Source organism: Bradyrhizobium sp. RP6, assembly GCF_003837805.1.
In the GTDB taxonomy this organism is placed as follows: domain Bacteria; phylum Pseudomonadota; class Alphaproteobacteria; order Rhizobiales; family Xanthobacteraceae; genus Bradyrhizobium.
Map to the genome: position 1 here is coordinate 627,161 of NZ_RQIT01000002.1, position 24,915 is coordinate 652,075.

At 64.6% G+C, this 24,915-nt stretch carries 26 protein-coding genes; 16 read left to right on the forward strand and 10 right to left on the reverse strand.

Going from position 1 to position 24,915, the window contains the following annotated elements; all coding sequences use genetic code 11:
- Nucleotides 1–94: 94 nt before the first annotated feature.
- Both alr and EHH60_RS07850 read right to left on the reverse strand, forming a co-directional pair.
- On the reverse strand, nt 95–1,342 hold the full coding sequence (gene alr / locus EHH60_RS07845; protein WP_199751360.1) for an alanine racemase: 1,248 nt from the start codon (nt 1,340–1,342) through the stop codon (nt 95–97).
- A 46-nt stretch (nt 1,343–1,388) separates the two neighbouring features.
- Nucleotides 1,389–2,900, reverse strand: a complete 1,512-nt coding sequence (locus EHH60_RS07850) for a replicative DNA helicase (protein ID WP_124158872.1) — start codon at nt 2,898–2,900, stop codon at nt 1,389–1,391.
- Nucleotides 2,901–3,448: 548 nt separating this feature from the next.
- On the opposite strand from EHH60_RS07850, the gene EHH60_RS07855 reads away from it, so the two are divergent.
- Entirely contained in the window at nt 3,449–3,655 is a 207-nt protein-coding gene (locus EHH60_RS07855) for a transcriptional regulator (RefSeq protein ID WP_124158873.1), read from the forward strand.
- Between the two features lie 9 nt (nt 3,656–3,664).
- Here EHH60_RS07855 and EHH60_RS07860 read toward each other — a convergent pair whose 3' ends face one another.
- Nucleotides 3,665–4,915, reverse strand: coding sequence for a cyclopropane fatty acid synthase (locus tag EHH60_RS07860; protein WP_199751338.1), 1,251 nt, complete (start codon nt 4,913–4,915; stop codon nt 3,665–3,667).
- 277 nt (nt 4,916–5,192) lie between these two features.
- Here EHH60_RS07860 and EHH60_RS07865 point away from each other — a divergent pair, with 277 nt between their 5' ends.
- The 3 genes from EHH60_RS07865 (at nt 5,193) to EHH60_RS07875 (ending at nt 7,321) form a co-directional block, all read left to right on the forward strand.
- Complete coding sequence (locus EHH60_RS07865) at nt 5,193–6,137, forward strand: hypothetical protein (protein ID WP_199751339.1); 945 nt, start codon at nt 5,193–5,195, stop codon at nt 6,135–6,137.
- Between the two features lie 108 nt (nt 6,138–6,245).
- Complete coding sequence (locus EHH60_RS07870; RefSeq protein ID WP_124158875.1) at nt 6,246–6,842, forward strand: TetR/AcrR family transcriptional regulator; 597 nt, start codon at nt 6,246–6,248, stop codon at nt 6,840–6,842.
- An 11-nt stretch (nt 6,843–6,853) separates the two neighbouring features.
- Nucleotides 6,854–7,321, forward strand: a complete 468-nt coding sequence (locus tag EHH60_RS07875; protein WP_124158876.1) for a PaaI family thioesterase — start codon at nt 6,854–6,856, stop codon at nt 7,319–7,321.
- Between the two features lie 114 nt (nt 7,322–7,435).
- On the opposite strand, the gene rplI is transcribed toward EHH60_RS07875, so the two are convergent.
- The 4 genes from rplI to rpsF form a co-directional block, all read right to left on the reverse strand.
- On the reverse strand, nt 7,436–8,035 hold the full coding sequence (gene rplI / locus EHH60_RS07880) for a 50S ribosomal protein L9 (protein ID WP_124158877.1): 600 nt from the start codon (nt 8,033–8,035) through the stop codon (nt 7,436–7,438).
- Between the two features lie 48 nt (nt 8,036–8,083).
- On the reverse strand, nt 8,084–9,061 hold the full coding sequence (locus tag EHH60_RS07885; RefSeq protein WP_124158878.1) for a YybS family protein: 978 nt from the start codon (nt 9,059–9,061) through the stop codon (nt 8,084–8,086).
- A 133-nt stretch (nt 9,062–9,194) separates the two neighbouring features.
- Nucleotides 9,195–9,434, reverse strand: coding sequence for a 30S ribosomal protein S18 (gene rpsR, locus EHH60_RS07890; RefSeq protein WP_007592020.1), 240 nt, complete (start codon nt 9,432–9,434; stop codon nt 9,195–9,197).
- 5 nt (nt 9,435–9,439) lie between these two features.
- The gene (rpsF, locus tag EHH60_RS07895; protein WP_124158879.1) at nt 9,440–9,916 is read right to left on the reverse strand and encodes a 30S ribosomal protein S6; all 477 of its coding nucleotides are present in this window, start codon (nt 9,914–9,916) and stop codon (nt 9,440–9,442) included.
- 341 nt (nt 9,917–10,257) lie between these two features.
- Here rpsF and EHH60_RS07900 point away from each other — a divergent pair, with 341 nt between their 5' ends.
- The 9 genes from EHH60_RS07900 (at nt 10,258) to gmk (ending at nt 18,856) form a co-directional block, all read left to right on the forward strand.
- Nucleotides 10,258–10,956 (forward strand): TetR/AcrR family transcriptional regulator C-terminal domain-containing protein, encoded by a 699-nt coding sequence (locus EHH60_RS07900; RefSeq protein WP_124158880.1) that lies wholly within the window; start codon nt 10,258–10,260, stop codon nt 10,954–10,956.
- Nucleotides 10,957–10,959: 3 nt separating this feature from the next.
- On the forward strand, nt 10,960–11,985 hold the full coding sequence (locus tag EHH60_RS07905; RefSeq protein ID WP_124158881.1) for a fatty acid desaturase family protein: 1,026 nt from the start codon (nt 10,960–10,962) through the stop codon (nt 11,983–11,985).
- A 173-nt stretch (nt 11,986–12,158) separates the two neighbouring features.
- Nucleotides 12,159–13,118: an ACP S-malonyltransferase gene (gene fabD / locus EHH60_RS07910; RefSeq protein WP_124159078.1), complete on the forward strand. Its 960-nt coding sequence runs from the start codon at nt 12,159–12,161 to the stop codon at nt 13,116–13,118.
- A gap of 11 nt (nt 13,119–13,129) precedes the next feature.
- Nucleotides 13,130–13,867 carry a 3-oxoacyl-[acyl-carrier-protein] reductase gene (gene fabG / locus EHH60_RS07915; protein WP_124158882.1) on the forward strand — a complete coding sequence of 246 codons (738 nt, stop codon included), beginning with the start codon at nt 13,130–13,132 and terminating at the stop codon, nt 13,865–13,867.
- Nucleotides 13,868–14,177: 310 nt separating this feature from the next.
- The gene (locus EHH60_RS07920; RefSeq protein ID WP_008551805.1) at nt 14,178–14,417 is read left to right on the forward strand and encodes an acyl carrier protein; all 240 of its coding nucleotides are present in this window, start codon (nt 14,178–14,180) and stop codon (nt 14,415–14,417) included.
- 108 nt (nt 14,418–14,525) lie between these two features.
- On the forward strand, nt 14,526–15,791 hold the full coding sequence (gene fabF, locus EHH60_RS07925) for a beta-ketoacyl-ACP synthase II (RefSeq protein ID WP_124158883.1): 1,266 nt from the start codon (nt 14,526–14,528) through the stop codon (nt 15,789–15,791).
- Nucleotides 15,792–15,917: 126 nt separating this feature from the next.
- Nucleotides 15,918–17,192 (forward strand): endolytic transglycosylase MltG, encoded by a 1,275-nt coding sequence (gene mltG / locus EHH60_RS07930; protein WP_124158884.1) that lies wholly within the window; start codon nt 15,918–15,920, stop codon nt 17,190–17,192.
- Nucleotides 17,193–17,305: 113 nt separating this feature from the next.
- Nucleotides 17,306–18,193 (forward strand): YicC/YloC family endoribonuclease, encoded by an 888-nt coding sequence (locus EHH60_RS07935; RefSeq protein ID WP_124158885.1) that lies wholly within the window; start codon nt 17,306–17,308, stop codon nt 18,191–18,193.
- 3 nt (nt 18,194–18,196) lie between these two features.
- A complete protein-coding gene (gene gmk, locus EHH60_RS07940) occupies nt 18,197–18,856 on the forward strand; it encodes a guanylate kinase (protein WP_124158886.1) in 660 nt (219 codons plus the stop codon).
- Here the strand turns inward: gmk and EHH60_RS07945 are convergent.
- Nucleotides 18,789–20,012: a hypothetical protein gene (locus EHH60_RS07945; RefSeq protein WP_199751340.1), complete on the reverse strand. Its 1,224-nt coding sequence runs from the start codon at nt 20,010–20,012 to the stop codon at nt 18,789–18,791. The genes gmk and EHH60_RS07945 overlap by 68 nt on opposite strands.
- A 777-nt stretch (nt 20,013–20,789) precedes the next feature.
- Between EHH60_RS07945 and EHH60_RS07950 the strand changes: the two genes are divergently transcribed.
- Entirely contained in the window at nt 20,790–21,773 is a 984-nt protein-coding gene (locus EHH60_RS07950) for an ABC transporter substrate-binding protein (protein WP_124158888.1), read from the forward strand.
- Nucleotides 21,774–21,851: 78 nt separating this feature from the next.
- Here EHH60_RS07950 and EHH60_RS07955 read toward each other — a convergent pair whose 3' ends face one another.
- Nucleotides 21,852–22,847 (reverse strand): dienelactone hydrolase family protein, encoded by a 996-nt coding sequence (locus EHH60_RS07955; protein ID WP_124158889.1) that lies wholly within the window; start codon nt 22,845–22,847, stop codon nt 21,852–21,854.
- A gap of 325 nt (nt 22,848–23,172) precedes the next feature.
- Between EHH60_RS07955 and EHH60_RS07960 the strand changes: the two genes are divergently transcribed.
- Complete coding sequence (locus EHH60_RS07960) at nt 23,173–23,787, forward strand: cupin (RefSeq protein WP_124158890.1); 615 nt, start codon at nt 23,173–23,175, stop codon at nt 23,785–23,787.
- A gap of 16 nt (nt 23,788–23,803) precedes the next feature.
- Entirely contained in the window at nt 23,804–24,181 is a 378-nt protein-coding gene (locus tag EHH60_RS07965; RefSeq protein WP_245454431.1) for a low affinity iron permease family protein, read from the forward strand.
- 20 nt (nt 24,182–24,201) lie between these two features.
- Here EHH60_RS07965 and EHH60_RS07970 read toward each other — a convergent pair whose 3' ends face one another.
- Nucleotides 24,202–24,903 carry a Crp/Fnr family transcriptional regulator gene (locus EHH60_RS07970; RefSeq protein ID WP_124158891.1) on the reverse strand — a complete coding sequence of 234 codons (702 nt, stop codon included), beginning with the start codon at nt 24,901–24,903 and terminating at the stop codon, nt 24,202–24,204.
- Nucleotides 24,904–24,915: the final 12 nt, after the last annotated feature.

The window sequence follows — 24,915 nt, forward strand, 5'->3', positions numbered from 1 at the left end:
CCCGGACGTGCGTAGCGCGAGCCCGGACACGGAGGTCGGCAAGTCCATGCGGAGAGATGGACCCCGGCGCTCAGTTCGGCAGCGGGGCTGCCGGCTACTCGATTGGCGGCGAGGAGTGCGGCTGCTCGGCTCCCGTCGGCGGCGCCGGCCGTTCCAGCGGCTCCACCGCATCGCCGCCCTTGTAGATGCGGGCATAACGGCGGCCGAGGCTGGTCAGCACCTCGTAGCCGATCGTGCCGAAATGGTGTGCGAGTTCGTCGACGGTGATGCCGTCGCCGAGCAGCGTGACCATGTGGCCGCGCCGTGCCGCGTTCGGCGGCAGGTCGGTGATGTCGATGGCGATGAGGTCCATCGAGATGCGGCCCGCGATCGGGCAGCGCTTGCCGGCCACGATGACTTCGGCGCCGCGGGTGCCGTCATTGGAGCTGGCGGCGCGGAAATAGCCGTCGGCATAGCCGACCGCGATGATCGCAAGTTTCGTCGGCCGCCGCGCGGTCCAGGTACCGCCATAGCCGACGCTCTCGCCGCGCTCGATATTGCGGATTTGCACGATGCGCGCCTTGAGCTCGACGACCGGCTGCATGGGATTATCGGCCTCCGGCGTCGGGTTGACGCCGTAGAGCGCAGCCCCCGGTCGCACCTGGTCGAACTGAAATGGCGCGCCGAGGAAGATGCCGGAGGAATTGGCGAGGGCCGCCGGGACGCCTGAGAATTCACTGGCAATGCTGCGGAAGGTCGCGAGCTGTTTGGCATTCAGCGGGCTGTTGAGCTGCTCGGCCGAGACCAGATGGCTCATCACCAGTGTGATGCCGTGATCGCCGGCATTGATGCGAGGAATGATGGCCTGCGCGTCCGCAAGCGTCAGGCCGAGCCGGTTCATGCCGGTGTCGATGTGAACAGCCGCGCCGCCGGTCCAGCCGCTCCGGCGGCAGAATACGTCCCATTCGGCGAGTTCGTTGAGATCGCCGATCACGGGACGGCAATTGATCCTGGCGTAGTGCTCGCCGGTGTTCTGGAAATAGCCGCCGAGCACGTAGATCGTGGGCTCCGGCACCGCGGCGCGCACCTTGCGCGCCTCCTCGAGGGTGGCGACGAAGAAGGTCCTGCAGCCCGCCTTGCTCAGGGCTCGTGACACTTGTTCGGCGCCGCAACCATAGGCGTCGGCCTTGATCACCGCCGAGCATTCGGCCGGTACCGCCGTCTTCTCGAGCTTGCGCCAATTGGCGATGATCGCGTCGAGATCGACGGTCAGCACGCCGCCATAGGCGGCGAGCGCAGCAGCCTGGTTGGCATCTGCGGAGAGAGGGCCGGATTGCGGGATCGTTTTCGGGTCGGACGCCATTGTCATGGCGCCGTTTTACGCAAGTGGCCGGTCCGGTTCAAGGAACTCAGTAGTCGTTGTCGCTGCGAGCCGGCAGCTGACTGTCAGGCGCAAGGTCGCCGAACCGCGTAACCGAGGCTTCGAACGCCAAATCGACGGTGCCGGTCGGGCCGTGGCGCTGCTTGCCGATGATGACTTCGGCCTTTCCGTGCGCAAGACTCATGTCGAGCTGCCACTTCTCGTGTTCAGGCGTGCCTGGGCGGGGCTCCTTCATCGCGAGGTAATATTCCTCGCGGTAAACGAACAGCACAACGTCGGCGTCCTGCTCGATTGATCCGGATTCACGCAAGTCGGAGAGCTGCGGCCGTTTGTCGTCGCGGGATTCGACCTGGCGTGAAAGCTGGGACAGCGCGATCACGGGAACGTTGAGCTCCTTGGCGAGCGCCTTCAGGCTGGTCGTGATCTCCGTGATTTCCTGCACGCGGCTGTCGCTGGCGCGTTTGCCGGAGCCGGACAGAAGCTGGATGTAGTCGATCACGAGAAGGTCGAGGCCCTTCTGGCGCTTCAGCCGGCGCGCGCGCGCCATCAGCTGCGCGATCGACAGGCCGCCGGTGGCATCGACATAGAACGGCAGCGATTGCAGCTCGATCGAGACCTCCCGGATCTTCTCGAAATCGGCTTCCGAGATGCCGCCGCGGCGGATGTGGGAGGAGGGAACGCCGGTGCGCTCGGCCACGATACGCGTGGCGAGCTGGTCGGCCGACATTTCGCAGGAGAAGAAGCCGATCACGCCACCATTGGCGGCCTTCGTGGTGCCATCGGCCTGGAGTTCCGGAACGTAGGCTCGTGCGACATTGTAGGCGATATTGGTCGCGAGCGAGGTCTTGCCCATGCCGGGACGGCCCGCGACGATGATGAGGTCGGAGTGCTGCAGGCCGCCCATCTTGGTGTCGAGGTCGCGCATGCCTGTCGAGATGCCGGACAGCTTTCCGTCGCGCTGGAACGCCTTGGCGGCGAGATCGACCGCGACCGCCAGCGCCTGCGAGAATTTCTGGAAGCCGCCGTCATAGCGGCCCGACTCGGCGAGCTCGTAAAGCTTGCGTTCGGCGTCCTCGATCTGCGCCCGCGGCTGGAAATCGACCGGCGCGTCATAGGCGACGTTGACCATGTCCTCGCCGATGCCGATCAGGTCGCGCCTGAGCGAGAGGTCGTAGATGGTGCGGCCGTAGTCCTGCGCATTGATGATGGTGGTGGCTTCGGCGGCGAGCCGCGCCAGATATTGTCCGATGGTCATGCCGCCGACATCGGTATCGGCGGGCAGGAACGTCTTCAGCGTGACGGGCGTTGCGATCTTGCCCATCCGGATCAGGCTGCCGGCGGTCTCGAAGATCGTCTGGTGCAGCGGCTCGAAGAAATGCTTCGCCTCCAGGAAGTCGGAGACGCGGTAGAAGGCGTCGTTGTTGACTAGGATCGCGCCCAGAAGGCTCTGTTCCGCCTCGATATTGTGCGGCGCGCTCCGATAGGCGGGAGTTCCGGCATCGGGCGCGAGTTTGAGAACGTTCGAATCAGTCAGGGCCATGGTCGGACGTGCTTAGCAATTTTCTTGGGCGGATGCGGGGCCGGGATAAAGCGCCGCCTTAGGCGAAAGCGGAAGCAAAAGCTGACCGCTATCAACCGCTCAGTTAAAATGGTGGATGATTAGCAGTCGCAGCATGCGCCGCGCTTGACGGATTTCCGCGGAACTTACTCGTCCCAGGAGGCCGCGAGCGTGCCATGGAAAAATCCTGAAACCCATGAACCCTATCGACTGACTGAGAGACCTATTGAGAGCGCGCGAAATGACGCACGCTGGCCGCATTCGGCTCGGTTCAGACCAGCAGGAGGTAGACCAGCGCAACCAGGGCGGCCCCAACGCCGGTGGCGATCAGGGCATAATCGGTACGGAGGTCGTCCGGCACGTCCAATGAGGTTCGGGTCTCTTTGCTCATGGCGACGGTCTAAGACAGGCCCGACCAGACTTGTGTGAAGCAGATCACATCTCCCCGGATTCTTTCGGGGATAATGCGGAACAGCAAGGCCGGCCCGGGATTGTCCTATTCCCCCGCCAACAGGGACATGAGGCGAGCGATGCAGCCAGAACGGCAGCACCTGAACTGGCAAAGCGAGGCCGGCAGCCGGCTCTGGCTGTCCGGGTTAATCGCGGCCATGGAGCACGCCGAACGGCCCGACGTCCGTCGCCAGCCGCTCGCGCCCGAGATCCTGATCCAGCTGCGCGCGCAACTGGCGCTAACGGCCTCCGTCCGGACCTCCCTGATGTCGACCCTGCGTCACTAGGACCAGGGTCTATTCACCAGCCAGCTTGAGTCTGGGCACGGCGGAGCCTTCACGCGCCCGCAACCGGGCTTCCTCCCGCTGGATGTAGTCGCGGGTCATCGGCACCACGCCCTGGCGACGGGTAAGCTGGATCTGGAAGTTCATCATGGCTTGCTTGCGGAACGTCATCTCGCAGGCGGCCAGGTAGAACTCCCACATCAGGGCGAAGCGCTCGTCGTAGAGCTGCACCGCCTCCTCGCGCCGCGCCATGAAGCGCTCTCGCCAGGCCTTCAGCGTCTCGGCATAGTGCAGGCGCAGAATCTCGATGTCGCAGACCAGGAGGCCCGCACGCTCGATCGCCGGCAGCACCTCCGACAGGGCGGGGATGTAGCCGCCAGGGAAGATGTATTTGGCGATCCAGGGATTGGTCGAGTCCGGGCCCTGCGAACGGCCGATCGCGTGCAGCAGCATGACGCCGTCCTCGCTCAGCAATTCGGCGCAGCGCTGAAAATAGGCGTCGTAGAACCTTGCCCCGACATGTTCGAACATACCGACCGAGACGATGCGGTCGAACGTACCGTCAACGTCGCGATAATCCTGGAGCTGAAATCTGGCCGAGTCCGTCAGGCCCTTTTCGGCAGCGCGCGCATTGGCGACCTGCAACTGCTCGGTCGACAGCGTGATGCCGGTGACATCGGCGCCGGCGATCTCGGCGAGATAGAGCCCGAGGCCGCCCCAGCCGGAGCCGATGTCGAGCACGCGCTGACCGTCCTTGATCAGGAGCTTCGCTGCAATGTGCCGTTTCTTGGCAAGTTGCGCGTCGTCGAGCGGCGTCTCGGGCGTTTCGAAATAGGCGCAGCTATATTGTTTGTCGGCATCGAGAAAGAGCGAATAGAGCCGGCCGTCGAGATCATAGTGATGGGCGACGTTGTGGCGGGAGCGGGTGCGGGGATTGAATTGCTTCAGGTGCCGCGTCAGGTAGCGCAGGTGCCACCACGGTTTCGCCCAGTGCGGCAATAGGTCGGGTTGATCGAGCAGGATCGCGAGGGCATCTGCTATGGTGCCGCGCTCGACCACGAACTCGCCGTCCATATAGGCCTCGCCGAGCCCGAGCTCGGGATTGACGAGGCTCTTCCGCTCCGCGTCCGCGGTGACGAAGCGCACCGCGACCGGCTCGCCGGAGCCGTCGCCGACGGTGAACTTCGATCCGTTTGCGCTGGTCACCGTCATCGACCCGCGCCGGATGAACTGAGACAGGAATCTGCGTAACAAACGGTCCATCGACATGTCCTCTCGAGCGAACCCGAAAGATGCGACTAACCCGGCCTTCACATCTGACGCCCAGGCGCCGCAGCGGTTCCTATGCGTTTGCATCCAAATCTAGCGATGCGGTTCCGGCCGCGCTATTGCGCTGTATTCAAAGCCGATATTCGAAAATAGCTTAATCACATCCTTGCGCGCGGAGCCTGCTTCCATTCGCAGCTCAATCGGTTAAAAGGTTGACCGCGCCGCGCCGGAGGCCGGCTGCATTCGCGTAAATTCAATGGAGATGATGGGAATGTCGAGCCGAGCGCTCAGCCTCGCGACGGTATTGCTTCTGACCGGCTTCGGCGCGGCCGATACCGTTTTTGCGCAGGCGACGAACCTCGAGGCCGGCAAGACCCCGTCCCAGCTTTTCGCGCAGACCTGCAATGCCTGCCACAAGAGCCCGCGCGGACTTTTGAAATCCGTGGCGCCGGGTTCGCTGCCCGGATTCCTGCGCCAGCACTACACGACGAGCTCTGACATGGCGGGCGTCCTTGCCTCCTATCTGATCTCCAACGGTGCCACCGACGCCCGCTACCAGGCCAAGGACGGCAAGAAGGACGGAGCCAATACTGCTCCGGGCCAGTCGCCTGAGCATCAGGGCCGCCGCCACCGTTCGCAAGAGGCCGCCAAGCCGGACGGCGAGGGTGCTACTCCGGCGCCCGAGGGCGCGCGCCAGAAACGCGCTGCGCGGCCCGCCGGGGAAAGCGCGCCGCCGGAGGGACAGGCAGCGCCCGAGCCGCGCAAAGGCAAGCGGCGCGTTAAGCCGGGCACTGAGGAAGCCCCGAAGGTCGATGCCGCCGCGCCGGCTGCCGAGGACAAGAAGAGCGAGCCAAGGCCTCAGACCGTCAAGCCTGACAGCGCCAAGGCCGAGCCCGACAGCGGCAAGGCAACCGAGACTCCCGTTGAGACCAAGCCGGATAGCTCAAAGGTCGAGCCGCGCGGCAGCGAAGCTCCGGCATTGCGATCCGACCCGGTCCCGCAGGCGACGCCGGCTGCACCTGCCGCGGCAAAGCCCGCCGAGCCGGCGTTGCCCAAGCCGGCGGAAGAGGCTGCTTCCAAGCCGGCCGCGCCTGCGACCAGCCCCGAACCGGCAGCCAAGCCGCAGCAGGAGCCGGCACGGCCCGCGGCCGCTGCAGCTCCGCCCGCGGCTCCAGCCGAGTCATCCGGTCCGCCCGCACCGCCAATCTCGCGCTAAGTCCGCGACGTTCTTTAGCTTGATACGGAGGCCGCCTTCATCGCGGCCTCCGTATCATATTGACCCGCACTAGAGTACTGCTCTAGAGTAAGACTCCAGGAGATGGCGATGGCGACGAGCGTGCGAGACGACCTGTTGGCGGCCGGGCTGCAGGTGTTCGACCGCGTCGGTTTCGAAGCCGCGACGGTGGCCGCGATCCGCGCCCGGGCCCGCGCCTCCAACGGCAGCTTCTTTCACGTCTTCGGCTCGAAGAAGGAGCTCGCCGGCGCGCTGTTTCTCGAGGTCTTGCGGCACTACCATGCCGCGGTGCTGGCCGCGCTCGATCCTGCGCCCGATGCGGAGCAGGGCATCGATCGCTTGATCCGGGCCCATCTCGACTGGGTCGTCACCAGCCGGCGCGAGGCGCGCTACCTCTTCGAGATTTCGCGCAGCGAATGGGGCGAGGACGTGCGCGATGCCCAGCGCGCGCAGAACGCGCGGCTCGCCGAAGGCATCGAGCGCTGGCGCGCGCCGCTGGTTGCAAGCCGCGAGCTTCTGCCGATGACGCCGGTGATGTTCGTCAGCCAGCTGATCGGTCCGGCGCAGATCTTCTGCCGTGCCTTTCTGTCGGGTCGCGACCGCACCGATCCGCGCATCGAGGCGGATACGCTGATCGCCTGCGCCAATCGTGCGCTGAGGCCGTTCGATCGCATCATCAAGAAATAGGGAGAGACTGCATGCGGGCCGAAGCTGATCCGGAATTCGCACCGATTGCCGAGCGCATCCACGCCAATGTCGGCCGGCAGGGCTTTATGAACCTGGTGGGCGCCGAGCTGTGCGAATTGTCGCGCGGCACCTGCACCATCGCGGTGGAGCGCCGGCCCGAGCTGCTTCAGCAGCACGGCTTCTTTCATGGCGGCGTTACCGCCTTCCTGGTCGACAACGCCACGACGATCGCTGCCGCCACCTCCCGCGGCCAGCCGGCGCTGACGGCCGAATACAAGCTCAATTTATTGTCGCCAGCGGTCGGCGAAAAGCTGATCTGCCGGGCAAAGGTGATCAAGCCGGGCCGACAGGTCGCGGTGGTTGCCGCCGATGTGTTCTGCGTCAGCGACGGCGTCGAGAAGCACACGGCAACGGCGCTGGCCTCGATCGCGATGCTGAACGAAGACGTCGCCGGCAAAACGAAAAGCCCGGCCGCGTGAGGCAGCCGGGCTTCGTTGTCTCTTCGTCATTGCCGGGCTTGACCCGGCAATCCATCAAAAAGATCCTTTGACGATGGATTGCGCGGGGCAAGCCCGCGCATGACGGCTTGTGGCTTACTTCTCTTCCGCAGCAGGGGCCGGCTCGACTTCGTCGTGCTGGGCTTCCGGATCGAAGAACTCGCCGGCGGCGGCGATCGCCTCGGCCGCCGCATCGCGATCCTCGTTGCGGGTCGAGATGTCCTCGCCGCGGTTGATGCGCTCGGCCTCGTCTTGGCTGCGCGCGACTGTGACGGTGATCTCGACCTCGACCTCGGGGTGAACCGCAACCGTGACCGTGTGCTTGCCGATGGTCTTGATCGGCGCGTCGAGCTGCACCTGCGGACGTTCGAGGTGGACGCCGTCGGCTTCGAACGCCATGACGATGTCGCGCACGGTGACCGAGCCGAACAGCTGGCCGGCTTCGGAGGCCTGGCGGATCACGATGATGTTCTTGCCCTGGATCTTCTCGGCGACCTTGGACGCTTCGCCCTTGGCCTGGAGATTGCGGGCTTCGAGCTCGGCCTTCATGCCGTCATACTTGGCACGGTTGTCGGCGGTGGCGCGCAGCGCCTTGCCGCGCTTGAGCAGGAAATTGCGAGCGTAGCCGTCGCGAACCTTCACGACTTCGCCCATCTGGCCGAGCTTGTTGACGCGTTCCAGCAAAATGACTTCCATATTCGTTCTCCTCTTGAAGTGCTCTGTAGGTTTCAGTTTCGGGGGGACTTAAGGGGTTGGCAGCGGGGGCGGCTGCCGGCTGCGCAGGAAGCGCTCGCGAAAACCGAACACGGCATCCGCAAGACCCAGGATCACCATCGCGATCACGGGCCATCCAAACACGACGACGACGGCGTAGGTCGAGCCGAGCCAGAACGTGCGGCTCTTCAGCGCGAGCGTCAGCGTATGCAGCACGGCGAAACCGGTCAGCGCATAGGCCATCATCAGCGCGGCCGTGGCGATCTGCGCGACGGTGGCAGGCAGCCCGCCGGTGAAGCACAAGGCGAGCGCGATGCAGAGTGCCACCAGGGTCATTGGCGGCAGCTCTGCCGTCTTCAGATCCGGCCAGGGACGGCGCAGCCGGCCCGACGTCGCGGTCACCTTGGCGCCGAGCCAGAGGTTGAGAGTCAGTGTCATCATCGCGATGATGGTGGCGCCGGCCGGTACGATCCGCACCAGCGCGTCGACGAATTGGCTGGCTTCGCCCGAGGTTTGCGGGTCGGTGGCGCGGAGGAGGCGCATCAGGCCGCGCCGCAGCGTGCCGGTGATGGTCTCGGCGTCGGTGCCGAGCGTGAGCAGGGCGGCCATCGTGGTCAGCGTGGCAAAGCCTGCGATCCAGAGCAGGATGCGGCCGATCGGATACCACTCGATCTCGGGCTTTGCCGGCGGTTCGGCGGCTGCGTCCGGCGCGAGGCTTCCCACCTGCCGGCCGAGCAGGACGAGATGACCAAGCCACCAGGCCGGCAATGCGACGGTGACGGCGAAGGCGATGCAGTAGGGCAGGCCGAACAGGGCGCCGAGGCCGATCGCGGCGACAATGCCGCCGAGGCTCGCGCAAAGTGGTCCCCAGCCGATCGCGGCGACCATCAGCGGCAGAGGTGCGAGGTAAAACAGGACGAGCGAGATCAGCGCGCCCGAGATGATCGAGGCGAACATCAGGGCCGACGCGGCGCCGGCGATCAGGGCTATCAGTCCAAAAGCCATCATCAGCTGTCCCGCTCCCTTCGAGCGGTTAGAGGCGTCGCTTGCCCCAACCATCGGCGACCGGACGACCCGGAAGCCTTATGAGTTCGAAAAGTTGCGACCGGCGGCGCGATGGCCGCCGGTCGAATTGGTCGTGTTAGCGAATGACGTAGGGCAGCAGGCCCAGGAAGCGCGCGCGCTTGATGGCGCGGGCGAGCTCACGCTGCTTCTTCGCGGACACCGCCGTGATGCGGCTCGGCACGATCTTGCCGCGCTCGGAGACGTAACGCATCAGCAGCTTGGAGTCCTTGTAGTCGATCTTCGGCGCATTGGCGCCCGTGAACGGGCAGCTCTTGCGACGACGGAAAAACGGGCGACGTGCACCAGCTTCAGCCATTGTTCTTACTCCCCTTCCGTCGTGGTTTCAGCTTCTTCGCGCGGCCGGCGCGGGCCGCGGTCACCGCGGAAGCCACCACCGTCGCGATCGCCGCCACGGAAGCCGCCTTCACGCTCGCCGCGGAAGCCGCCACCACGGTCGTCACGTTCGCGATCGCGGTCGGCCTTGCGCATCATCGCGGACGGGCCTTCCTCGAGCTCCTCGACGCGGACGCTGAGATAGCGGATCACGTCTTCGCTGATGCGCTCCTGGCGCTCGATCTCGGCGATCGCCGCGGACGGCGCGTCGATGTTGAGCAGCACGAAGTGCGCCTTGCGGTTCTTGTTCATGCGGTAGGTGAGGGAGCGCACGCCCCAATTCTCGGTCTTGGTGACCTTGCCGCCGAGACCTTCGACGATTCCGGTCATCTGCGCAGTCAGCTCTTCGACCTGCTGCGGGCTCGCGTCCTGACGCGCGAGAAAAACATGCTCGTAAAGAGGCATGGACGTCCTTTCCTCATGTTGGCGCATCGCCCGGCGTCAAGCCCTTAAGAGACCTTCGGAAAGGACTCTGGGATGAAGCTCAGAAGGCGGAAACACGGGACGACGGGCCGACTGGCCCTGCCACACCAAAATCACGAATGATTTGCTGAGACCGTCCGTTCAGCTCCCGGCCGGGGTCTGCGGATGCGCGCCTTATACGGATTTTGGCCGGCTTTGCAAGTTTTGGGGCCAAGCCTCGGCCGGATCCCACGCCGGCGAAGCCGGACCATCCTCCCATACCATCATATCCCTTGACCCGTTTGTTTGTCTGTCATACAAACAAATCGACGCAGAGGACCTCCATGGTAGAGACCTTGGCCCATGAGCCGCTCGAGGGCGACCCCAAGCACGCCGCGCGTGCGACGCGCTCGGCCGGCCGCAAAATGCGGTCGCTGCTCCTGGATGCTGCGAGCCCGCTGTTTCGGGAGCGCGGGCTGTCCGGCACGGCTATCACCGACATTGCGGCCGCCGCGGACGCGTTCCCGAGCCAGATCACCTATTACTTCCGCACCAAGGAGGCGCTGTTCGTCGAATGCGCCTGCCGCGATCTCTTGTATCTGGCGCGCGCCACCGAGCAGGCGGCGCTGAAGGCGCGCACGCCTGGGGAATACACCCACGCGCTGGCCAAGTCCGTGACGGCGAGCGATTCGGTTGCCTTCTTCGCCGAAGCGCTGACGCTGACGCGTCGTCGCCAGGATCTCGCGCCCCTCGTGGAGCGCACCATCGAGCGTCTGCACAGCGAGGGTACGCGCGCTTATGCGGGGCAGGTCGAGCGGCACGGCTGGCGCTCGCTGCGCGCGCCCGACGAAAGCTCGCGGCGGTTCTGGGCCGTCGCCATCGGCGTCATTCTCGAAGGTAACGCCATGGGCCGCTCGCCCGAGGAGCTCTGTGCCGAGATGCTGCGCGTGCTAGGCGAGCAGGCGAAATCCGCCGACGACACCGGGCGCCTGCGTCTCGTCGAGGAGGCCGGCGCATCCAGCAATTCGAATGGGGAGGGTTAGGCCATGACCGCGCTTCGCATGCGTGCCCGCGATTTCCTGACCGACGATCAATTGGCCGATGTGCGCCGGCGCGTGACGTGGAAAGGCGCTGCGCTGATCGCGCACGCCTGGGCGCTGATATCAGCAGCGATCGCCTTGGTCGCGTGGTGGCCCAATCCGATCACCTACGTCCTCGCCGTCGCCATCATCGGCTCGCGCCAACTCGGCCTTGCGATCCTGATGCATGACGGTGCGCATGGCTGCCTGTCCGCCGACGAGAAGACCAATCTGGCACTGAGCCAGTGGTTCTGCGCCTATCCGCTGTTTGCGGAGACGCGCAGCTACCGGCGCTATCACCTGCAGCATCACGCGCGCACCCAGCACGAGGACGATCCCGATCTCGTGCTGTCGGCGCCGTTTCCGATCACCAGGCTGAGCTATCGCCGCAAGTTCATTCGCGACATCACTGGGCAGACCGGCTATCAGCAGCGCAAGGCGCAACTGCTCAACGCGCTCGGGCCAAAGGACTGGTCATGGCGGCAGCGTGCGGCGCATTTCTGGGAGAAGCTCGGCCCGCAATGTGTGGTCAATGCGATCATGTTTGCCGCGCTCGCCGCGGCTGGTGTGTGGTGGGCCTATCCGCTTCTCTGGCTGGTGCCGCTGCTGACCTGGATGATGGTCATCACCCGCATTCGCAACATTGCAGAGCACGCCGTCGTCCCCGATAGCAGCGATCCCCTGCGCAATACCCGCACCACGCATGCCAATCTCCTCGAGCGCCTGTTCATCGCGCCGTACTACGTGAACTATCACCTCGAGCATCATCTCTTGTTCTACGTGCCCTGCTACAATCTGCCTAAGGTGCATCGCCTCCTCAGTGAGAGCCGATATGCCGGCCGCATGGAAGTGCAGCCGAATTACGCGGCGGTGCTGCGGCTGGCGACGGCCAGGCCGAACCGCGAGGATCGGCCGGGGCAACTCGTCAACAGTGCGCGCCGCGCGCAGGCCGGGGCGGACGTCGATGCCAACCAGACCGCCGGCGGGTTCTAAGGGGCGCATTCCCCGTTGAATGCTGGTCGAAGCTCCCATCTCGGCTTGACAGTGCAGCCCCGGACGGTGTCTACGGCCCCCTTTGGAGCATGATCCGGAACCATGGCCCAAGGCCGTGCGTAATCGGCTGCCGGTTCTCGAGAGGGACCATGCCCGACAAGCAGGGAGCGCCGATGACGGCTGCATTCACATTTCCTGGGCAGGGTTCCCAGGCCCTCGGCATGGGCAAGGCCCTGGCCGACGCCTTTCCGGTGGCACGCGCCGTGTTCGACGAGGTCGATGCCGCGCTTGGGGAGAAGCTGACGGCCATCATCTGGGAAGGTCCGGCCGAAACCCTTCAACTCACCGAGAACGCCCAGCCGGCGCTGATGGCGGTATCTGTCGCCACGCTGCGCGTGCTCGAGGCTGAGGCTGGTTTTTCCGTGGGACGAGATGCGGCCTTCGTGGCCGGCCACTCCCTTGGTGAATATTCGGCGCTGGCTGCGGCCGGCAGCCTGACCGTTTCGGATACCGCGCGTCTGCTTCGCACGCGCGGTCTCGCAATGCAAAAGGCCGTCCCGGTCGGCGCCGGTGCGATGGCCGCGCTGCTCGGTCTCGACTACGAAGCCGCCATGGAGGTCGCGGGCGAGGCGGCGCAGGGACAGGTCTGCCAGGCCGCCAACGACAATGGCGGCGGACAGGTCGTGGTCTCGGGCGACAAGGCCGCGGTCGATCGCGCCGTCGAGATCGCCAAGGCCAAGGGCGCCAAGCGCGCGATGCTGCTGCCGGTGTCCGCGCCGTTCCATTGCAAGCTGATGCAGCCGGCTGCGGACGCCATGGCGGACGCCCTGGCCAAGGTCACGATCAAGGCACCGGCCGCGCCGCTGGTGTCGAACGTGCTGGCGAGCGCCATCACCGATCCCGACGAGATCCGTCGCCGCCTGGTCGAGCAGGTCACCGGCACGGTGCGCTGGCGCGAGTCGGTTGCTTATATGGCCGGGCAGGGCGTCACCCGCTTCTTCGAGATCGGCGCCGGCAAGGTGCTGACGGGTCTGGTCAAGCGCATTGCGGACGGTGCCGTCGGCATTGCTGTCGGCGGTCCGAACGATATTGCCGCCGCCAAGGATGCATTGACCGCTGCGAAGCAGGCCTAAAGGAGTCATCAATGTTCGATCTGACTGGCCGAAAGGCGCTCGTCACCGGAGCGACCGGAGGCATCGGCGGCGCGATCGCGCAGGCGCTGCACGCGCAGGGCGCCACCGTCGCGATATCGGGAACGCGGAAGGAGGTGCTGGACGAGCTTGCCGGCAAGCTCGGCGAGCGCGTCCATGTGCTTCCATGCAATCTTTCCAAGGCCGATGAGGTCGAGGCGCTGGTGCCGGCTGCGGAAGCGGCGATGGGTCAGGTCGACATTCTCATCGCCAATGCGGGCATCACGCGCGACAATCTCTTCGTGCAACTCCGTGACGAGGACTGGGACGAGGTCATCAACGTCAATCTGACCGCGACCTTCCGCCTGGCGCGCGCCGCGACCAAGCTGATGATGCGCAAGCGCTTCGGCCGCATCATCGCCATCACCTCCGTGGTCGGGGTCACCGGCAATCCGGGACAGGGCAATTATACTGCGTCGAAGGCAGGCCTGATCGGCATGATCAAGACGCTCGGCGCCGAATACGCCAAGCGTGGCGTCACCGCGAACTGCATCGCACCCGGCTTCATCAAGACGCCGATGACGGATGCCCTCAACGACAAGCAGCGCGAAGCGATTCTGACCAAGGTTCCGGCCGCCCGACTGGGGACGCCCGAGGACATCGCAGCGGCCGCGGTCTACCTGAGTTCGAACGAAGCATCCTATGTCACCGGGCAGACCATCCACGTCAACGGCGGCATGGCCATGATCTGACGCCTCGTGCCGCACCGCCGTCAAGGCGGTGCCCGATGCGGCAAACGGCCGTTTCCGGAGCGAAATGAGGCTTGTAGTCAAGGCAATTGAAGTATGATAACCGGACCTTCAACGGATGGGCAAAGAACGCCATTGCAGGTTTTTGAAACCCTGTATATTGGCGATGCGGAGCCTTTGGCCGTCTTTCGCCGGGGCCTGCATCGGTTAGGATGGGCCAAATCAAGTTCGTAAGCGAAGGCAGTCAAACGACCACGACGGCTCGTATCGTCCCGGGGGGTCGGGTCTACAGGGAACAACACGAGGTTAAGCAATGAGTGACATTGGCGAGCGGGTTAAGAAGATCGTGGTCGAACACCTTGGTGTTGAGCCCGAGAAGGTTGTCGACAACGCGAGCTTCATCGACGACCTCGGCGCCGACAGTCTGGACACCGTCGAGCTGGTGATGGCGTTCGAAGAGGAATTCGGTTGCGAGATTCCGGACGACGCCGCGGAAACGATTCTCACCGTCGGCGATGCCACGAAGTTTCTCGAGAAGAACGCGAAGAGCTAAGCTCTTCTATTTTCGCGGGGACAACATTGAAACCGGACGGGCCGCTTCGCAGCGGTCAGCCGGTTTCTTGTTATTGGCCGTGAATCTTTCGATGCGGAGTTTTCGGATATGAGGCGGGTTGTCGTCACGGGCCTCGGCATGGTCTCGCCACTCGGCTGTGGCGTCGAACCGACCTGGAAGCGCATTCTTAACGGCGAAAGCGGTGCGCGCAGGATCGAGAGCTTCGATGTCTCCGATCTTCAGACCAAGATCGCCTGTACGGTCGTGCGCGGCGACGGGACCAACGACAGCTTCAATCCCGACAAGTGGATGGAGCCGAAGGACCAGCGCAAGGTCGACGACTTCATCATCTTCGGCATGGCCGCGGCCGGCCAGGCGCTCGAGGATGCCAACTGGCATCCCGAGACTGAAGAAGACAAGTGCGCGACCGGCACCATGATCGGGTCCGGCATCGGCGGCCTCAACGGCATCGCCGAAACCGCCATCCTCCTCAAGGAGCGCGGACCGCGCCGGGTGTCGCCGTTCTTCATTCCGGGCCGTCTAATCAATCTCGCCTCCGGCTACGTCTCGATCGCGCACGGGCTGAAGGGGCCGAACCATGCCGTGGTCACGGCCTGCTCGACCGGCGCGCACGCGGTCGGCGATGCTGCCCGCCTGATCGCACTCGGCGATGCCGATGTGATGGTCGCAGGCGGCGCCGAGTCGCCGATCAGCCGCATCGGCATTGCAGGCTTCAATGCCGCGCGTGCGCTCTCGACCGGTTTCAACGAGACGCCCGAGAAGGCCTCGCGTCCCTACGACAAGGACCGCGATGGTTTCGTGATGGGCGAGGGCGCCGGCGTCCTCGTGCTGGAAGAGCTCGATCACGCCCGGCGCCGCGGCGCCAGGATCTATGCCGAGGTGATCGGCTATGGCCTGTCGGGGGACGCCTATCACATCACCTCGCCGTCGCCCGACGGCGACGGCGGCTTCCGCAGCATGTCGGCGGCGCTGAAGCGCGCCGGCCTCACGCCGTCCGATCTCGACTACATCAACGCGCACGGCACCTCGACGCCGCTCGGCGACGAGATCGAGCTCGGCGCGGTCGAGCGTCTGCTCGGCAATGCCGCCTCCAAGGTTGCGATGTCCTCGACCAAGTCGTCGACCGGCCATCTCCTCGGCGCGGCCGGTGCGATCGAAGCGATCTTCGCGATCCTCGCGATTCGCGACAACGTCGTGCCGCCAACGATCAATCTCGACAATCCCTCGGTCGAGACTGCGATTGATCTCGTGCCGCACAAGTCTAAGGAGCGTGAGGTCAACGTCACGTTATCGAACTCTTTTGGTTTTGGCGGTACCAATGCGTCGGTGATCTTCCGCCGCTTGGCCAGTTAGTTTGCGTTTGGGACGAAACCACCGTTTTGCCGCATTCGGCGATAGTCATGGACGTGGGCGCGTGCATTTTGGCAGGGCAAGCGATTGTCGGGCCGCGATTGAACCGGCAGGATTCAGGTTGTCTCGATGAGTGAAAGGCCGCCCATTTCACCCCGGAGTCCGCGGGCCGCGCTCGAGCCCGAGCAGCTCCCGCCGCCGCCCAGGCGATCGGACCGCGCGCGCAATCCGCTCGTGATCGTCGGCAACGCCATTATCACTCTTCTGCTGATCACCATGCTCGGCGCCGGCGGCGTCTATTATTACGGCCGCCAGATGCTCGAGGCGCCGGGACCGCTGAAGGACGACAAGATCGTCAACATCCCGCAACGCGCGGGCAAGCGTGACATCGCCGAGACGCTGAACCGGGAAGGCGTGACCGACGTCAATCCCTGGGTGTTCATCGCCAGCGTTGCCGCGTTGAAGGCGAGTTCGGACCTCAAGCCGGGTGAATATTCCTTCCAGAAGAACGCATCGCTGCGCGACGTCATCGCCACCATCGTCGAGGGCAAGGTGGTGCAGCATTCCGTCACGATTCCGGAAGGCCTGACCTCCGAGCAGATCGTGGCGCGGCTGTCCGACAACGACATTTTCACCGGCAGCGTGCGCGAGCTGCCGCGCGAAGGCACGCTGTTGCCGGAGACCTACAAATTCCCGCGCGGCACCCCGCGCGAGCAGGTGGTCCAGCGCATGCAGCAGGCGCACAAGCGCGTGCTGGCCGAGATCTGGGAGCGCCGCAATCCGGACATTCCGGTCAAGACGCCGGAGCAGCTGGTCACGCTGGCGTCCATCATCGAGAAGGAAACCGGCAAGCCCGACGAGCGCAGCCGCGTCGCCGCGGTGTTCGTCAACCGATTGAAGCAGAGGATCAAGCTGCAATCCGACCCGACGATCATCTATGGCCTCGTCGGCGGCAAGGGCACGCTGGGCCGCCCGATCAAGCGCAGCGAGATCACGCAGCCTTCGCCCTACAACACCTATGTGATCGACGGCCTGCCGCCGGGCCCGATTTCCAATCCGGGCCGCGCCTCGCTCGAGGCTGCCGCCAACCCGGCCCGCACCCGCGATCTCTATTTCGTCGCCGACGGCACCGGCGGGCATGCCTTCACCGAAACCTACGACGCGCACCAGAAGAACGTTGCGAAACTGCGCGCGATGGAGAAGCAGATTCAGAATGACACGGTCGAGCCGGCCGAGGAGGCGCAGCCGCCGGCGGCCAGCGCGCCGGCTGCCGCCGACACGCCGACCGCGACCACGCCGGCGCGGCCGAGCCAGCAGAGAAAGCCGCCGGCCACGCGCCCCGCCAATCCCGCGCCGGCCCGACAGGGCGCGGTGCAGTCCTCGCCGCCGGTGGTCCAGCGCTAGGCTTGCGGAGCTTGCCTGCGGACATTGCGGATTCCACTTTCCGGCAAAATAGTCTTAAGATTCGCGTGGCTTGATAGCCTTGCGAATCCCGTGTTCCTGGAGAATCTGAACCGATGGCGCTGTCGTCCATGACCGGCTTTGCCCGAAGCCACGGCGCGAGCGGGCCGTACACGTTCGAATGGGAATTGAAATCCGTCAACGCCAAGGGCTTTGACCTCAGGGTGCGGCTGCCGCAGGGGTTCGAGGAGCTGGAGGCCCATGCCAAGAAGCGCGCCGGTGAGCTTCTGTCGCGCGGAACTGTCTACGCCAATCTCAACGTCAAGCGCACCAATGCGGCCGCCACGGTCCGCATCAACGAGGACGTGCTCAATGCGGTCCTCAAGGCCGCCGCGCTGATCTCCGGCAAGGTCGACGCGGTGGCGCCGAGCATCGACGGCCTGCTCGCCATCAAGGGCGTGGTCGAGATCGCCGAGCCCGAGGGCGACGAGGAGGAGGACAAGGCCGCGCGTGCCGCTGCGGCCGAAGCCTTCGACAAGGCGCTCGCCGACCTCGTCGAGATGCGCAGGCGCGAGGGGATTTCGCTCGGGCAGATCCTGACCCAGCGTGTCGACGAGATCGAGCAGCTTGCGAGCAAGGCGGAAGCTGCGCCGGGCCGCAAGCCGGAGGCGATTAAGGCGAAGCTCGCCGAGCAGATTGCAGCCCTGCTCGACACCTCCGACCGTTTCGATTCCGACCGCCTGATGCAGGAGGCGATCCTGATCGCGACCAAGGCCGATATCCGCGAGGAGCTCGACCGCATCGCCTCGCACATCGCGCAGGCGCGCGAGCTGATCGGCAAGGGCGGCCCGATGGGGCGCAAGCTCGACTTCCTGGCGCAGGAGTTTCACCGCGAGGTCAACACCTGCTGCTCGAAGTCGAACGACATCGAGCTGACCAACAGGGGGCTGGCCATGAAGAACGTGGTCGAGCAGTTCCGCGAGCAGGTCCAGAATCTGGAGTGATCGATGACGACGGGCGGTCACGGAACTGACGGTGTCGAGCGGCGCGGATTGATGTTCGTGCTGTCCTCGCCCTCGGGCGCGGGCAAGACGACACTGTCGCGTCTGCTGATCGAGCGGATGCCGGGCTTGAAAATGTCGGTCTCGGCGACCACGCGGCCGATGCGCCCGGGTGAGGTCAACGGCAAGGACTATACCTTCGTCGACAAGGCCACGTTCGATGCCATGGTGAAGGCCGACGAGCTCCTGGAATGGGCGACGGTGTTTGACAACAGCTACGGCACGCCGCGTGGTCCTGTCGAGGCGGCGCTGTCGGCCGGGCAGGACGTGCTGTTCGACATCGACTGGCAGGGCACGCAGCAATTGAAGCACAAGGCCCGCGAGGACGTCGTCAGCGTCTTCATCCTGCCGCCCTCGGCGGCCGATCTCGAGAAGCGGCTGCATTCGCGGGCGCAGGATTCCGACGAGGTGATCCGCAAGCGCATGAGCCGCGCCAGCCACGAGATGAGCCACTGGGCCGAGTACGACTACATCGTGATCAATCACGACGTCGACGAGGCCTTCTCCGAGGTGCAGTCGATCCTGAAGGCCGAACGCCTCAAGCGCGAGCGGCGGATTGGCCTCGTAGGCTTCGTGCGAAGTTTGCAAGGTCAGCTTCAAGGTTAGGCCGCGACAGGCGCGGCCCTTCCTTCGCCAGCTGTTCGAGCATCGTCGTGATGACCTCGATGTCGACGGCATCGGCGTCACGACCTGCCGGCGCGTCATCGCGATTCTCGCCGATCTCGTTGGCGGCGCGCCGGGGAGCTGTGGCCACGGACTCGATTTTCTTGTCGACCGCCTTCGTCTCGACCTTGTCTCTTCTGATCCCGATAGGTTCGGCCGGGGTGGCGGCACGTTGCCTCCGCGCGTCGATCAGCTCCATCTCGCGGCCGATCGCGGCGAGTTTCGTCGTTTGCTTTTTCGGTTGCGGACGTACCGCGTCGAAGTCGATGGGGTGCAGCGGCTGGGTGTCGGCCGGCGCTGAAGGGAGCCAGGGCGCACGGCCTCCGTCCTGGTCCTGCATCTCCCGATCGCCCCAGTGTCCGTGACGGTCGGCGGATTGGCGGCGGACGCGCGCGCCGGCGAAACGGTAGATGACGCTGCCGAGCATTCCGGCGAGCGCCAGTGCGCCGCCGATCACGAGCAGCAGCGTCTGGAGCGAGCCGGTCGGCTTGTCGGCCGTGCCGTCTGCGGCAGCAAGCGCAACCGGGGAGGGAGATTTTGACGGCTTTGCGCCCGGCTGCGCGGGTGCTGCGACGACGGTTGGTGCCGGCGGCGCAGGCGGAGCGGAGGCTGCGGAGACATCGGGCCAGGGCGTAGCGGCAGCGGGTTGCTGCGCGTTGCCGTCAGCGGTCTGCTCCGCGGCTTGTTGTACCGGCGTCGGGGCGGCAGCTTGCGCGGGCGCGTTCGGCGTCTTCTGGGCGGCGGCGCCGCTCCGCGGCGTCAGATATTCGGCGCGCGCGTCCTGCACCGCGTGCTGCTGCGGCGCCGGCGCATCTGTCGTCGGAGTATCGCTCGTGGTCTGCGCGGTCTGGGCGGTTTTGACGCTGTCCTTGTCGCCGGCGGCACGCAGGTACCAGCATTGCCGCTTGGTCGTGCGTTCGAGGCGGTAGTACCAGTGCTGTCCCTGTGGCGCGGCGCCTTTTGGTGCTGTGAGGCAGTCGGAGGCTGCGCTGACAGCGCTCGATGGGGTCGGCGCGTTCTGCGACACGGCAGCCAGTGGTGTGCCGGCAATGATGCTGCCAACAAGCGCAGATATGAATTTTGCGGTTCGGTTGCCCATCCTGGTCTCCCGGTTACGCATGACGCAACTTTCAACCAGCCCTTTCTCGTCAAAGAGTTGGGTGGCAATGAGCCGCAAATCCGGAGAGGATGTGGCTTGAATCGGGCCTGCGGCGCGCTCGTTCCGCGGCGATGTCAGGCTTTTTCAGTCTTACTGCTTGGCTGACCTCCAGGTTCCGCCGCAGTCGTCGGAGCGATGCCACGTGCCGACGGAAAGCGGCGTGATATATGCCGTGCGATGCGGCCTGTCCATTCGAACCCGGCGAGCGGACATACCGTCGCGATCTCGCGGCGTGTGTCGCCGGCGATTGCTGTCGGTCCGGCCCGATGGAGGCCAAAGGGCGCAGCGCCACTGACGCACGACGATAGGCTACGGGTCACCCGGACGCGGGGACGCGCTCGCCTCGGCCGCCGCGTGTGGCCTGGGGCGGACATTCTCTTCGGAGGGCAATCGTGCTTTCTGAAAAAGATCTTCCCCGGTGTTCATTCACAATGAGTGCGCAATCTGTTCTCCTGGTCGCCTGTCGGAATCGTGCAAGAATTCGTAGTTGAGGACGTCTCCGAGACGAGATCCGACAGAGCGAACCGCCATTGCGCGGAGGCAGAAATGTCGTCTAGCAATACCTTTCGCCGGTGCCGCCGCCGGCGTCTATGATCAAGCGGTGCTTGCGTTCATGGAGCAGCATTAGCGGACAACTCGTAGCAACCTGTGTTTCACGTCGGTTGGATCGTGCTCCAATGCGGTCCGCAGCTCAGCCAAACGTGGTGAGGTGATCGAATGAAACGCCGCGAATTCATCACGCTTCTCGGAAGCGCTGCTGCAGCATGGCCACTAACCTCGCGCGCGCAGCGACGCAAACCGAACCCGCGCGTCGGCGTTCTCTGGCATGCCGCCGACGCCAAGCAGGAAGAGGAATATCTGGTCGTCCTGACCAAGGCATTTCAGGAGCTTGGTTACGTCGACGGCAAGAATATCCAACTGGTGCACCGCTTTCCTGCCGAGCAGCCGGAACGATTTCGCACCCTGGCGCAGGAACTTGCCGAAGGCAAAGTCGATGTGATTGTCGCCGTGACGGGACTTGGCGCCAGGGAGGCTAAGCGAGCGACCAGCACTATTCCCATCGTACTTGTCGCGGACCCGGATCCGGTCGGCAGGGGGCTGGTCGAGAGCCTCGCGCGTCCTGGTGGCAATGTGACCGGACTTTCACTGATGACCGTTGATCTCTCCGGCAAGCGGCTTGCGCTGTTCAAGGAAATCGTTCCGAAATTGACCCGCCTGGCCCTCGTGCTCGATCCGCGAGAGCCGTCTTCCAAGCCCACCGCCATCGCTAACGAAAGAGCGGGAGGAGCTGCGGGATGCCTGATAAAAGTGTTCGAAGTGACGACGGCGGATGAGATTGACCCGACCTTTTCGGTCATTGCACGCGAGAGCTTCGATGGCGCATTTGCTGTTGGGCCGCCGATGTACAATGAACGGGTACAGGTGGGTGCCTCAGCCATGGCGCACAAGGTGCCGACAATTGCATCAAACGCTGAACAGGTCCCTTACGGCCTGCTGCTCTCCTATGGACCGGATTTTCCCGATCATTTCCGGCGGGCGGTCGGCTATGTCGACAGGATCCTGAAAGGCGCAAAGCCCGGCGATCTGCCCATAGAGCAGCCGACTCGTCTCAAGCTGGTCATCAATCTGAAGACCGCGAAAGCACTCGGTCTCACCGTTCCGCATTCGCTGCTGGCCACGGCCGACCAGGTCATCGAGTGACGCCTCGGGAGTCCGGCTCTGGCCATCAGCGAACTGGCAACACCCTCCACGATATGCAGCAATGACGCTGATCTGGCTCTACGGCAGGATTCGTTGAAGGAAGGAGATCATATCAGCGATCGATCGAGCGCGAACCGCAGCGTCAAACCCCATCCAATAGCCGGGCGCTGCGGCGAGGCAGGCACCAAAGGCGGCTGGATCGAATGGCTTCGGCCCGCCATCGATTAGTGAGACCGGCCGCTTCGGTCCAAGCAGGATGAACGGACATTTTTTCGTGCTGACGAGGTCCGGGTAGAAGCGGGCAGTAGCGAGATCGGGGACTGTCCAGGCATGGTAGGCGCCTGGATAAATTACAGTCTGGATCGGAGCGGGCGCACCGGCGACGCGGGCGTAGACCAAGTAATTCTCAATCTTTGTCACCGGCAGATTATCGTCCTTTTCGCCCAGCAGCATCAGCACCGGGGAGCCAGTATAGGCGCCCGGTCCCGCAATCGCGCCAAAAGTTCCGCCAGGATAGAATGCGACGTGGGCGGCAAACCGGTTTGGTCCGGGATTGAGCGCCGATCGCAGTGCCTCCATTGCTGCAAGATGGGCTACTTCAGCGCCATACGAGAACCCGATGATCGCAATGTGCCTCGCGTCGATCCGGTTTTCGGCGGAAAGAAAGCGCAGCGCGGCATATGCATCCGCAACGCCAATAGGCAGATAGCCAGGTGATCCCTGCAGTGCTGTGCCCGTGGTTCCGCGCGCAGCAAAACTGTCATAGGTCAATGTGGCGAAGCCTGCCTTGCGCAATCCGGCGGCGACATAACCCTCGTTCGCGTTGCGATAGCCGGCGAGTGTGTGCACGACGATGACGGCGGGGTAGTGATCCTTGGTCTGTTCGGGAAACGCGAGGATAGCCTTGATCGTCACCGGCCCCGTCGTCGCCTCTTGCGCCAAAAGCTGGCGCATGTCGCCATAGGTGGCGGATTGAAACGTGATTGTGGTCGTGCCTGGCTGCGACGTCTGACAATGTCCAGTCGCCGTTCCATATGCGAACGCCGCCATCACTAAGCACAAGATGCGGTACATCGAGGGTGCCTTTGCTTCGCGTTGCTCGGACAAACTACTCAGCCGGTTCTGCGAAAGCCACCTCCGTTCTTGGCATCGAGCTGAATAACTCGAGAGCCGCCGCTATGGCAGCGGGCGGGAGTTGGGACATACCAAGATTGTAGGGTTGACCGCGGCTTGTGGCCCAAGGTCCACCACCCGCCGTCAAAATTGCTGGGCAGACACACTTCTTGATCCTGCTCTACGTGTCCGCGTGCAATGTCCCCTGTTAGCCCTCCCGATCAGGCCCGTTCCACCTCGAAACTTCTCGCCCCCGTCGTCGTTGAATCGCGGCTGAGGAGCAAGCATGCCGGTCAAGGATCAGATCAAGAACTTTGCCAGGAAGCTCGTTGAAGAGCATCCCGATGCGGCGACGCTGCGGGCGCTGGTGCGGGCGCGGAAACCGACAGCCATCCATTTTCGCGACGATGGCATCGTGCCGAACAATCCGAAACTTCCGGCGCTGCTTTATCGCGGGGCGGTAAAGCTGAAGGGCCGGCGTTTTCCGCCCGAGGTCATCATCGACACGCTGTTCGCCTCGAATGGCTGGGGCCGGTCGTGGCGCGACACCGTATACGACTTCGTTCATTATCATTCGCAAATCCACGAAGTGATGGGCGTGGCGCGCGGCACGGCCAGGATCGAGTGCGGCGGCATCAAGGGCCGCATCCTCAATGTGAAAGCCGGTGACGTTCTGGTCCTGCCCGCGGGCACGGGACACCGGTTGATCGAGTCCAGCCGGGACTTTCTTGTAGTCGGAGCGTACCCGCAGGAGGGCACGTACGACGAGTGCACGGATACGCGGGAGCGTCCCGATGCCGTCAAGCGCATCGCCAAGGTCCGCAAGCCGAAGACAGATCCTGTCCTCGGACCCGGCGGGGCGCTGGTCCAACACTGGCGGACGCAGCCGCCGCGATCGTGAAGGATTGGATGCGCGCGTGCCGACGCATCCCGGCTTCTCCGGGAACGCCGGCGCTCCAGGCGAGTTGCCGCACATGTCTCTTCCGAAGTCAAAAGGCTGGCTCACCGAGATCGGCGTCGCCACCTCGCGCCCGGCCGCGTTCGCCGTTTACGTGGTCTATGGCATCGCCTGGATCACGCTGGGCAACGGACTCGAATGGCACTCGTTCGCGACGCTGGCGACATGGGGCATGACGCTGGTGATCCAGCGCGCCGAGCACCGCGACACCCAGGCGATTCACGCCAAGCTCGACGAGCTGCTCAAGGCCGCTGGCCGCGACGAACTGATGAAGGTGGATGACGAGGACGCCGAGGAGGTCGAGACCCAGCGGGAGGAAATTCGACGCACGAGCTAGCGCATCGTATGCCGGCTCGCTCAGCTCAGATAGTCTGGCCTGAAGTCCGCAAGCTTGCGCAGCTCGTCGGGCTGGAGCAGCTCGATCTCGCTGCCTTCCCATGCAATCAGCCCGCGATGCCTCAGCTCCTGGATGGTGCGATTGACGTGGACGATCGAGAGCCCGCAGGCGTCCGCAACGTGCCGCTGCGTCATCGGCATCTGGAAACTGCCGTCCTTGACGAGGCCGACGACCTCCAGCCTTGCTGAGATCTCGCAGATGAGATGCGCGACCTTGGGCAGTGCCGCCTGTGCGCCGAGGCGCGCGATCCATTGCCGCGAGATCGCCGCGTCGATCAGCGTCTCGCGCCAGAAGGCGCGAGTCAGGTGGATCGAACCGTCGAGAAGCTGGCGCAGCTGGTTGTGCGCGACGGTGCCGACGATGGTCGGGCCGAGCCCGACGAGGTCCGCATCCAGCGACGAGACCAGCAGCGTGTGCAGGCACGGCATGTCGCCGGGAACGTGGAAGGCAAGGATCTGGCTGCGATCGCCGACGATACGTGCCTGGTAGAGGAAGCCGCTGACGACGAAGACGCAGCGTGAGGCGGCCTCACCCTGGCGCAGCACGATCTCGCCATCCGCGACCTGGCGCAGCGTGGACGGCAAGCCTGCGATCTGCCGGCGTTCGTCCTCGGACAGGCCTTCGATCGCCTGGAGACGCGCGATGAACTTCGGATGCGGCATGAGACGAGTGGC

What these genes read in the sequence shown, in the direction of transcription:
- EHH60_RS07870 (WP_124158875.1), top strand. Translation starts at nt 6,246, where the DNA reads ATGGCGACGAGCGTGCGAGACGACCTGTTGGCGGCCGGGCTGCAGGTG.
- EHH60_RS07935 (WP_124158885.1), top strand. Translation starts at nt 17,306, where the DNA reads ATGGCGCTGTCGTCCATGACCGGCTTTGCCCGAAGCCACGGCGCGAGC.
- fabF (WP_124158883.1), top strand. Translation starts at nt 14,526, where the DNA reads ATGAGGCGGGTTGTCGTCACGGGCCTCGGCATGGTCTCGCCACTCGGC.
- EHH60_RS07860 (WP_199751338.1), bottom strand. Translation starts at nt 4,915, where the DNA reads ATGGACCGTTTGTTACGCAGATTCCTGTCTCAGTTCATCCGGCGCGGG.
- EHH60_RS07850 (WP_124158872.1), bottom strand. Translation starts at nt 2,900, where the DNA reads ATGGCCCTGACTGATTCGAACGTTCTCAAACTCGCGCCCGATGCCGGA.
- rpsF (WP_124158879.1), bottom strand. Translation starts at nt 9,916, where the DNA reads ATGCCTCTTTACGAGCATGTTTTTCTCGCGCGTCAGGACGCGAGCCCG.
- fabG (WP_124158882.1), top strand. Translation starts at nt 13,130, where the DNA reads ATGTTCGATCTGACTGGCCGAAAGGCGCTCGTCACCGGAGCGACCGGA.
- EHH60_RS07950 (WP_124158888.1), top strand. Translation starts at nt 20,790, where the DNA reads ATGAAACGCCGCGAATTCATCACGCTTCTCGGAAGCGCTGCTGCAGCA.
- EHH60_RS07945 (WP_199751340.1), bottom strand. Translation starts at nt 20,012, where the DNA reads ATGGGCAACCGAACCGCAAAATTCATATCTGCGCTTGTTGGCAGCATC.
- rpsR (WP_007592020.1), bottom strand. Translation starts at nt 9,434, where the DNA reads ATGGCTGAAGCTGGTGCACGTCGCCCGTTTTTCCGTCGTCGCAAGAGC.
- gmk (WP_124158886.1), top strand. Translation starts at nt 18,197, where the DNA reads ATGACGACGGGCGGTCACGGAACTGACGGTGTCGAGCGGCGCGGATTG.
- EHH60_RS07960 (WP_124158890.1), top strand. Translation starts at nt 23,173, where the DNA reads ATGCCGGTCAAGGATCAGATCAAGAACTTTGCCAGGAAGCTCGTTGAA.
- EHH60_RS07955 (WP_124158889.1), bottom strand. Translation starts at nt 22,847, where the DNA reads ATGTACCGCATCTTGTGCTTAGTGATGGCGGCGTTCGCATATGGAACG.
- EHH60_RS07865 (WP_199751339.1), top strand. Translation starts at nt 5,193, where the DNA reads ATGTCGAGCCGAGCGCTCAGCCTCGCGACGGTATTGCTTCTGACCGGC.
- alr (WP_199751360.1), bottom strand. Translation starts at nt 1,342, where the DNA reads ATGGCGTCCGACCCGAAAACGATCCCGCAATCCGGCCCTCTCTCCGCA.
- EHH60_RS07855 (WP_124158873.1), top strand. Translation starts at nt 3,449, where the DNA reads ATGCAGCCAGAACGGCAGCACCTGAACTGGCAAAGCGAGGCCGGCAGC.
- rplI (WP_124158877.1), bottom strand. Translation starts at nt 8,035, where the DNA reads ATGGAAGTCATTTTGCTGGAACGCGTCAACAAGCTCGGCCAGATGGGC.
- mltG (WP_124158884.1), top strand. Translation starts at nt 15,918, where the DNA reads ATGAGTGAAAGGCCGCCCATTTCACCCCGGAGTCCGCGGGCCGCGCTC.
- EHH60_RS07970 (WP_124158891.1), bottom strand. Translation starts at nt 24,903, where the DNA reads ATGCCGCATCCGAAGTTCATCGCGCGTCTCCAGGCGATCGAAGGCCTG.
- fabD (WP_124159078.1), top strand. Translation starts at nt 12,159, where the DNA reads ATGACGGCTGCATTCACATTTCCTGGGCAGGGTTCCCAGGCCCTCGGC.
- EHH60_RS07900 (WP_124158880.1), top strand. Translation starts at nt 10,258, where the DNA reads ATGGTAGAGACCTTGGCCCATGAGCCGCTCGAGGGCGACCCCAAGCAC.
- EHH60_RS07885 (WP_124158878.1), bottom strand. Translation starts at nt 9,061, where the DNA reads ATGATGGCTTTTGGACTGATAGCCCTGATCGCCGGCGCCGCGTCGGCC.
- EHH60_RS07905 (WP_124158881.1), top strand. Translation starts at nt 10,960, where the DNA reads ATGACCGCGCTTCGCATGCGTGCCCGCGATTTCCTGACCGACGATCAA.
- EHH60_RS07920 (WP_008551805.1), top strand. Translation starts at nt 14,178, where the DNA reads ATGAGTGACATTGGCGAGCGGGTTAAGAAGATCGTGGTCGAACACCTT.
- EHH60_RS07875 (WP_124158876.1), top strand. Translation starts at nt 6,854, where the DNA reads ATGCGGGCCGAAGCTGATCCGGAATTCGCACCGATTGCCGAGCGCATC.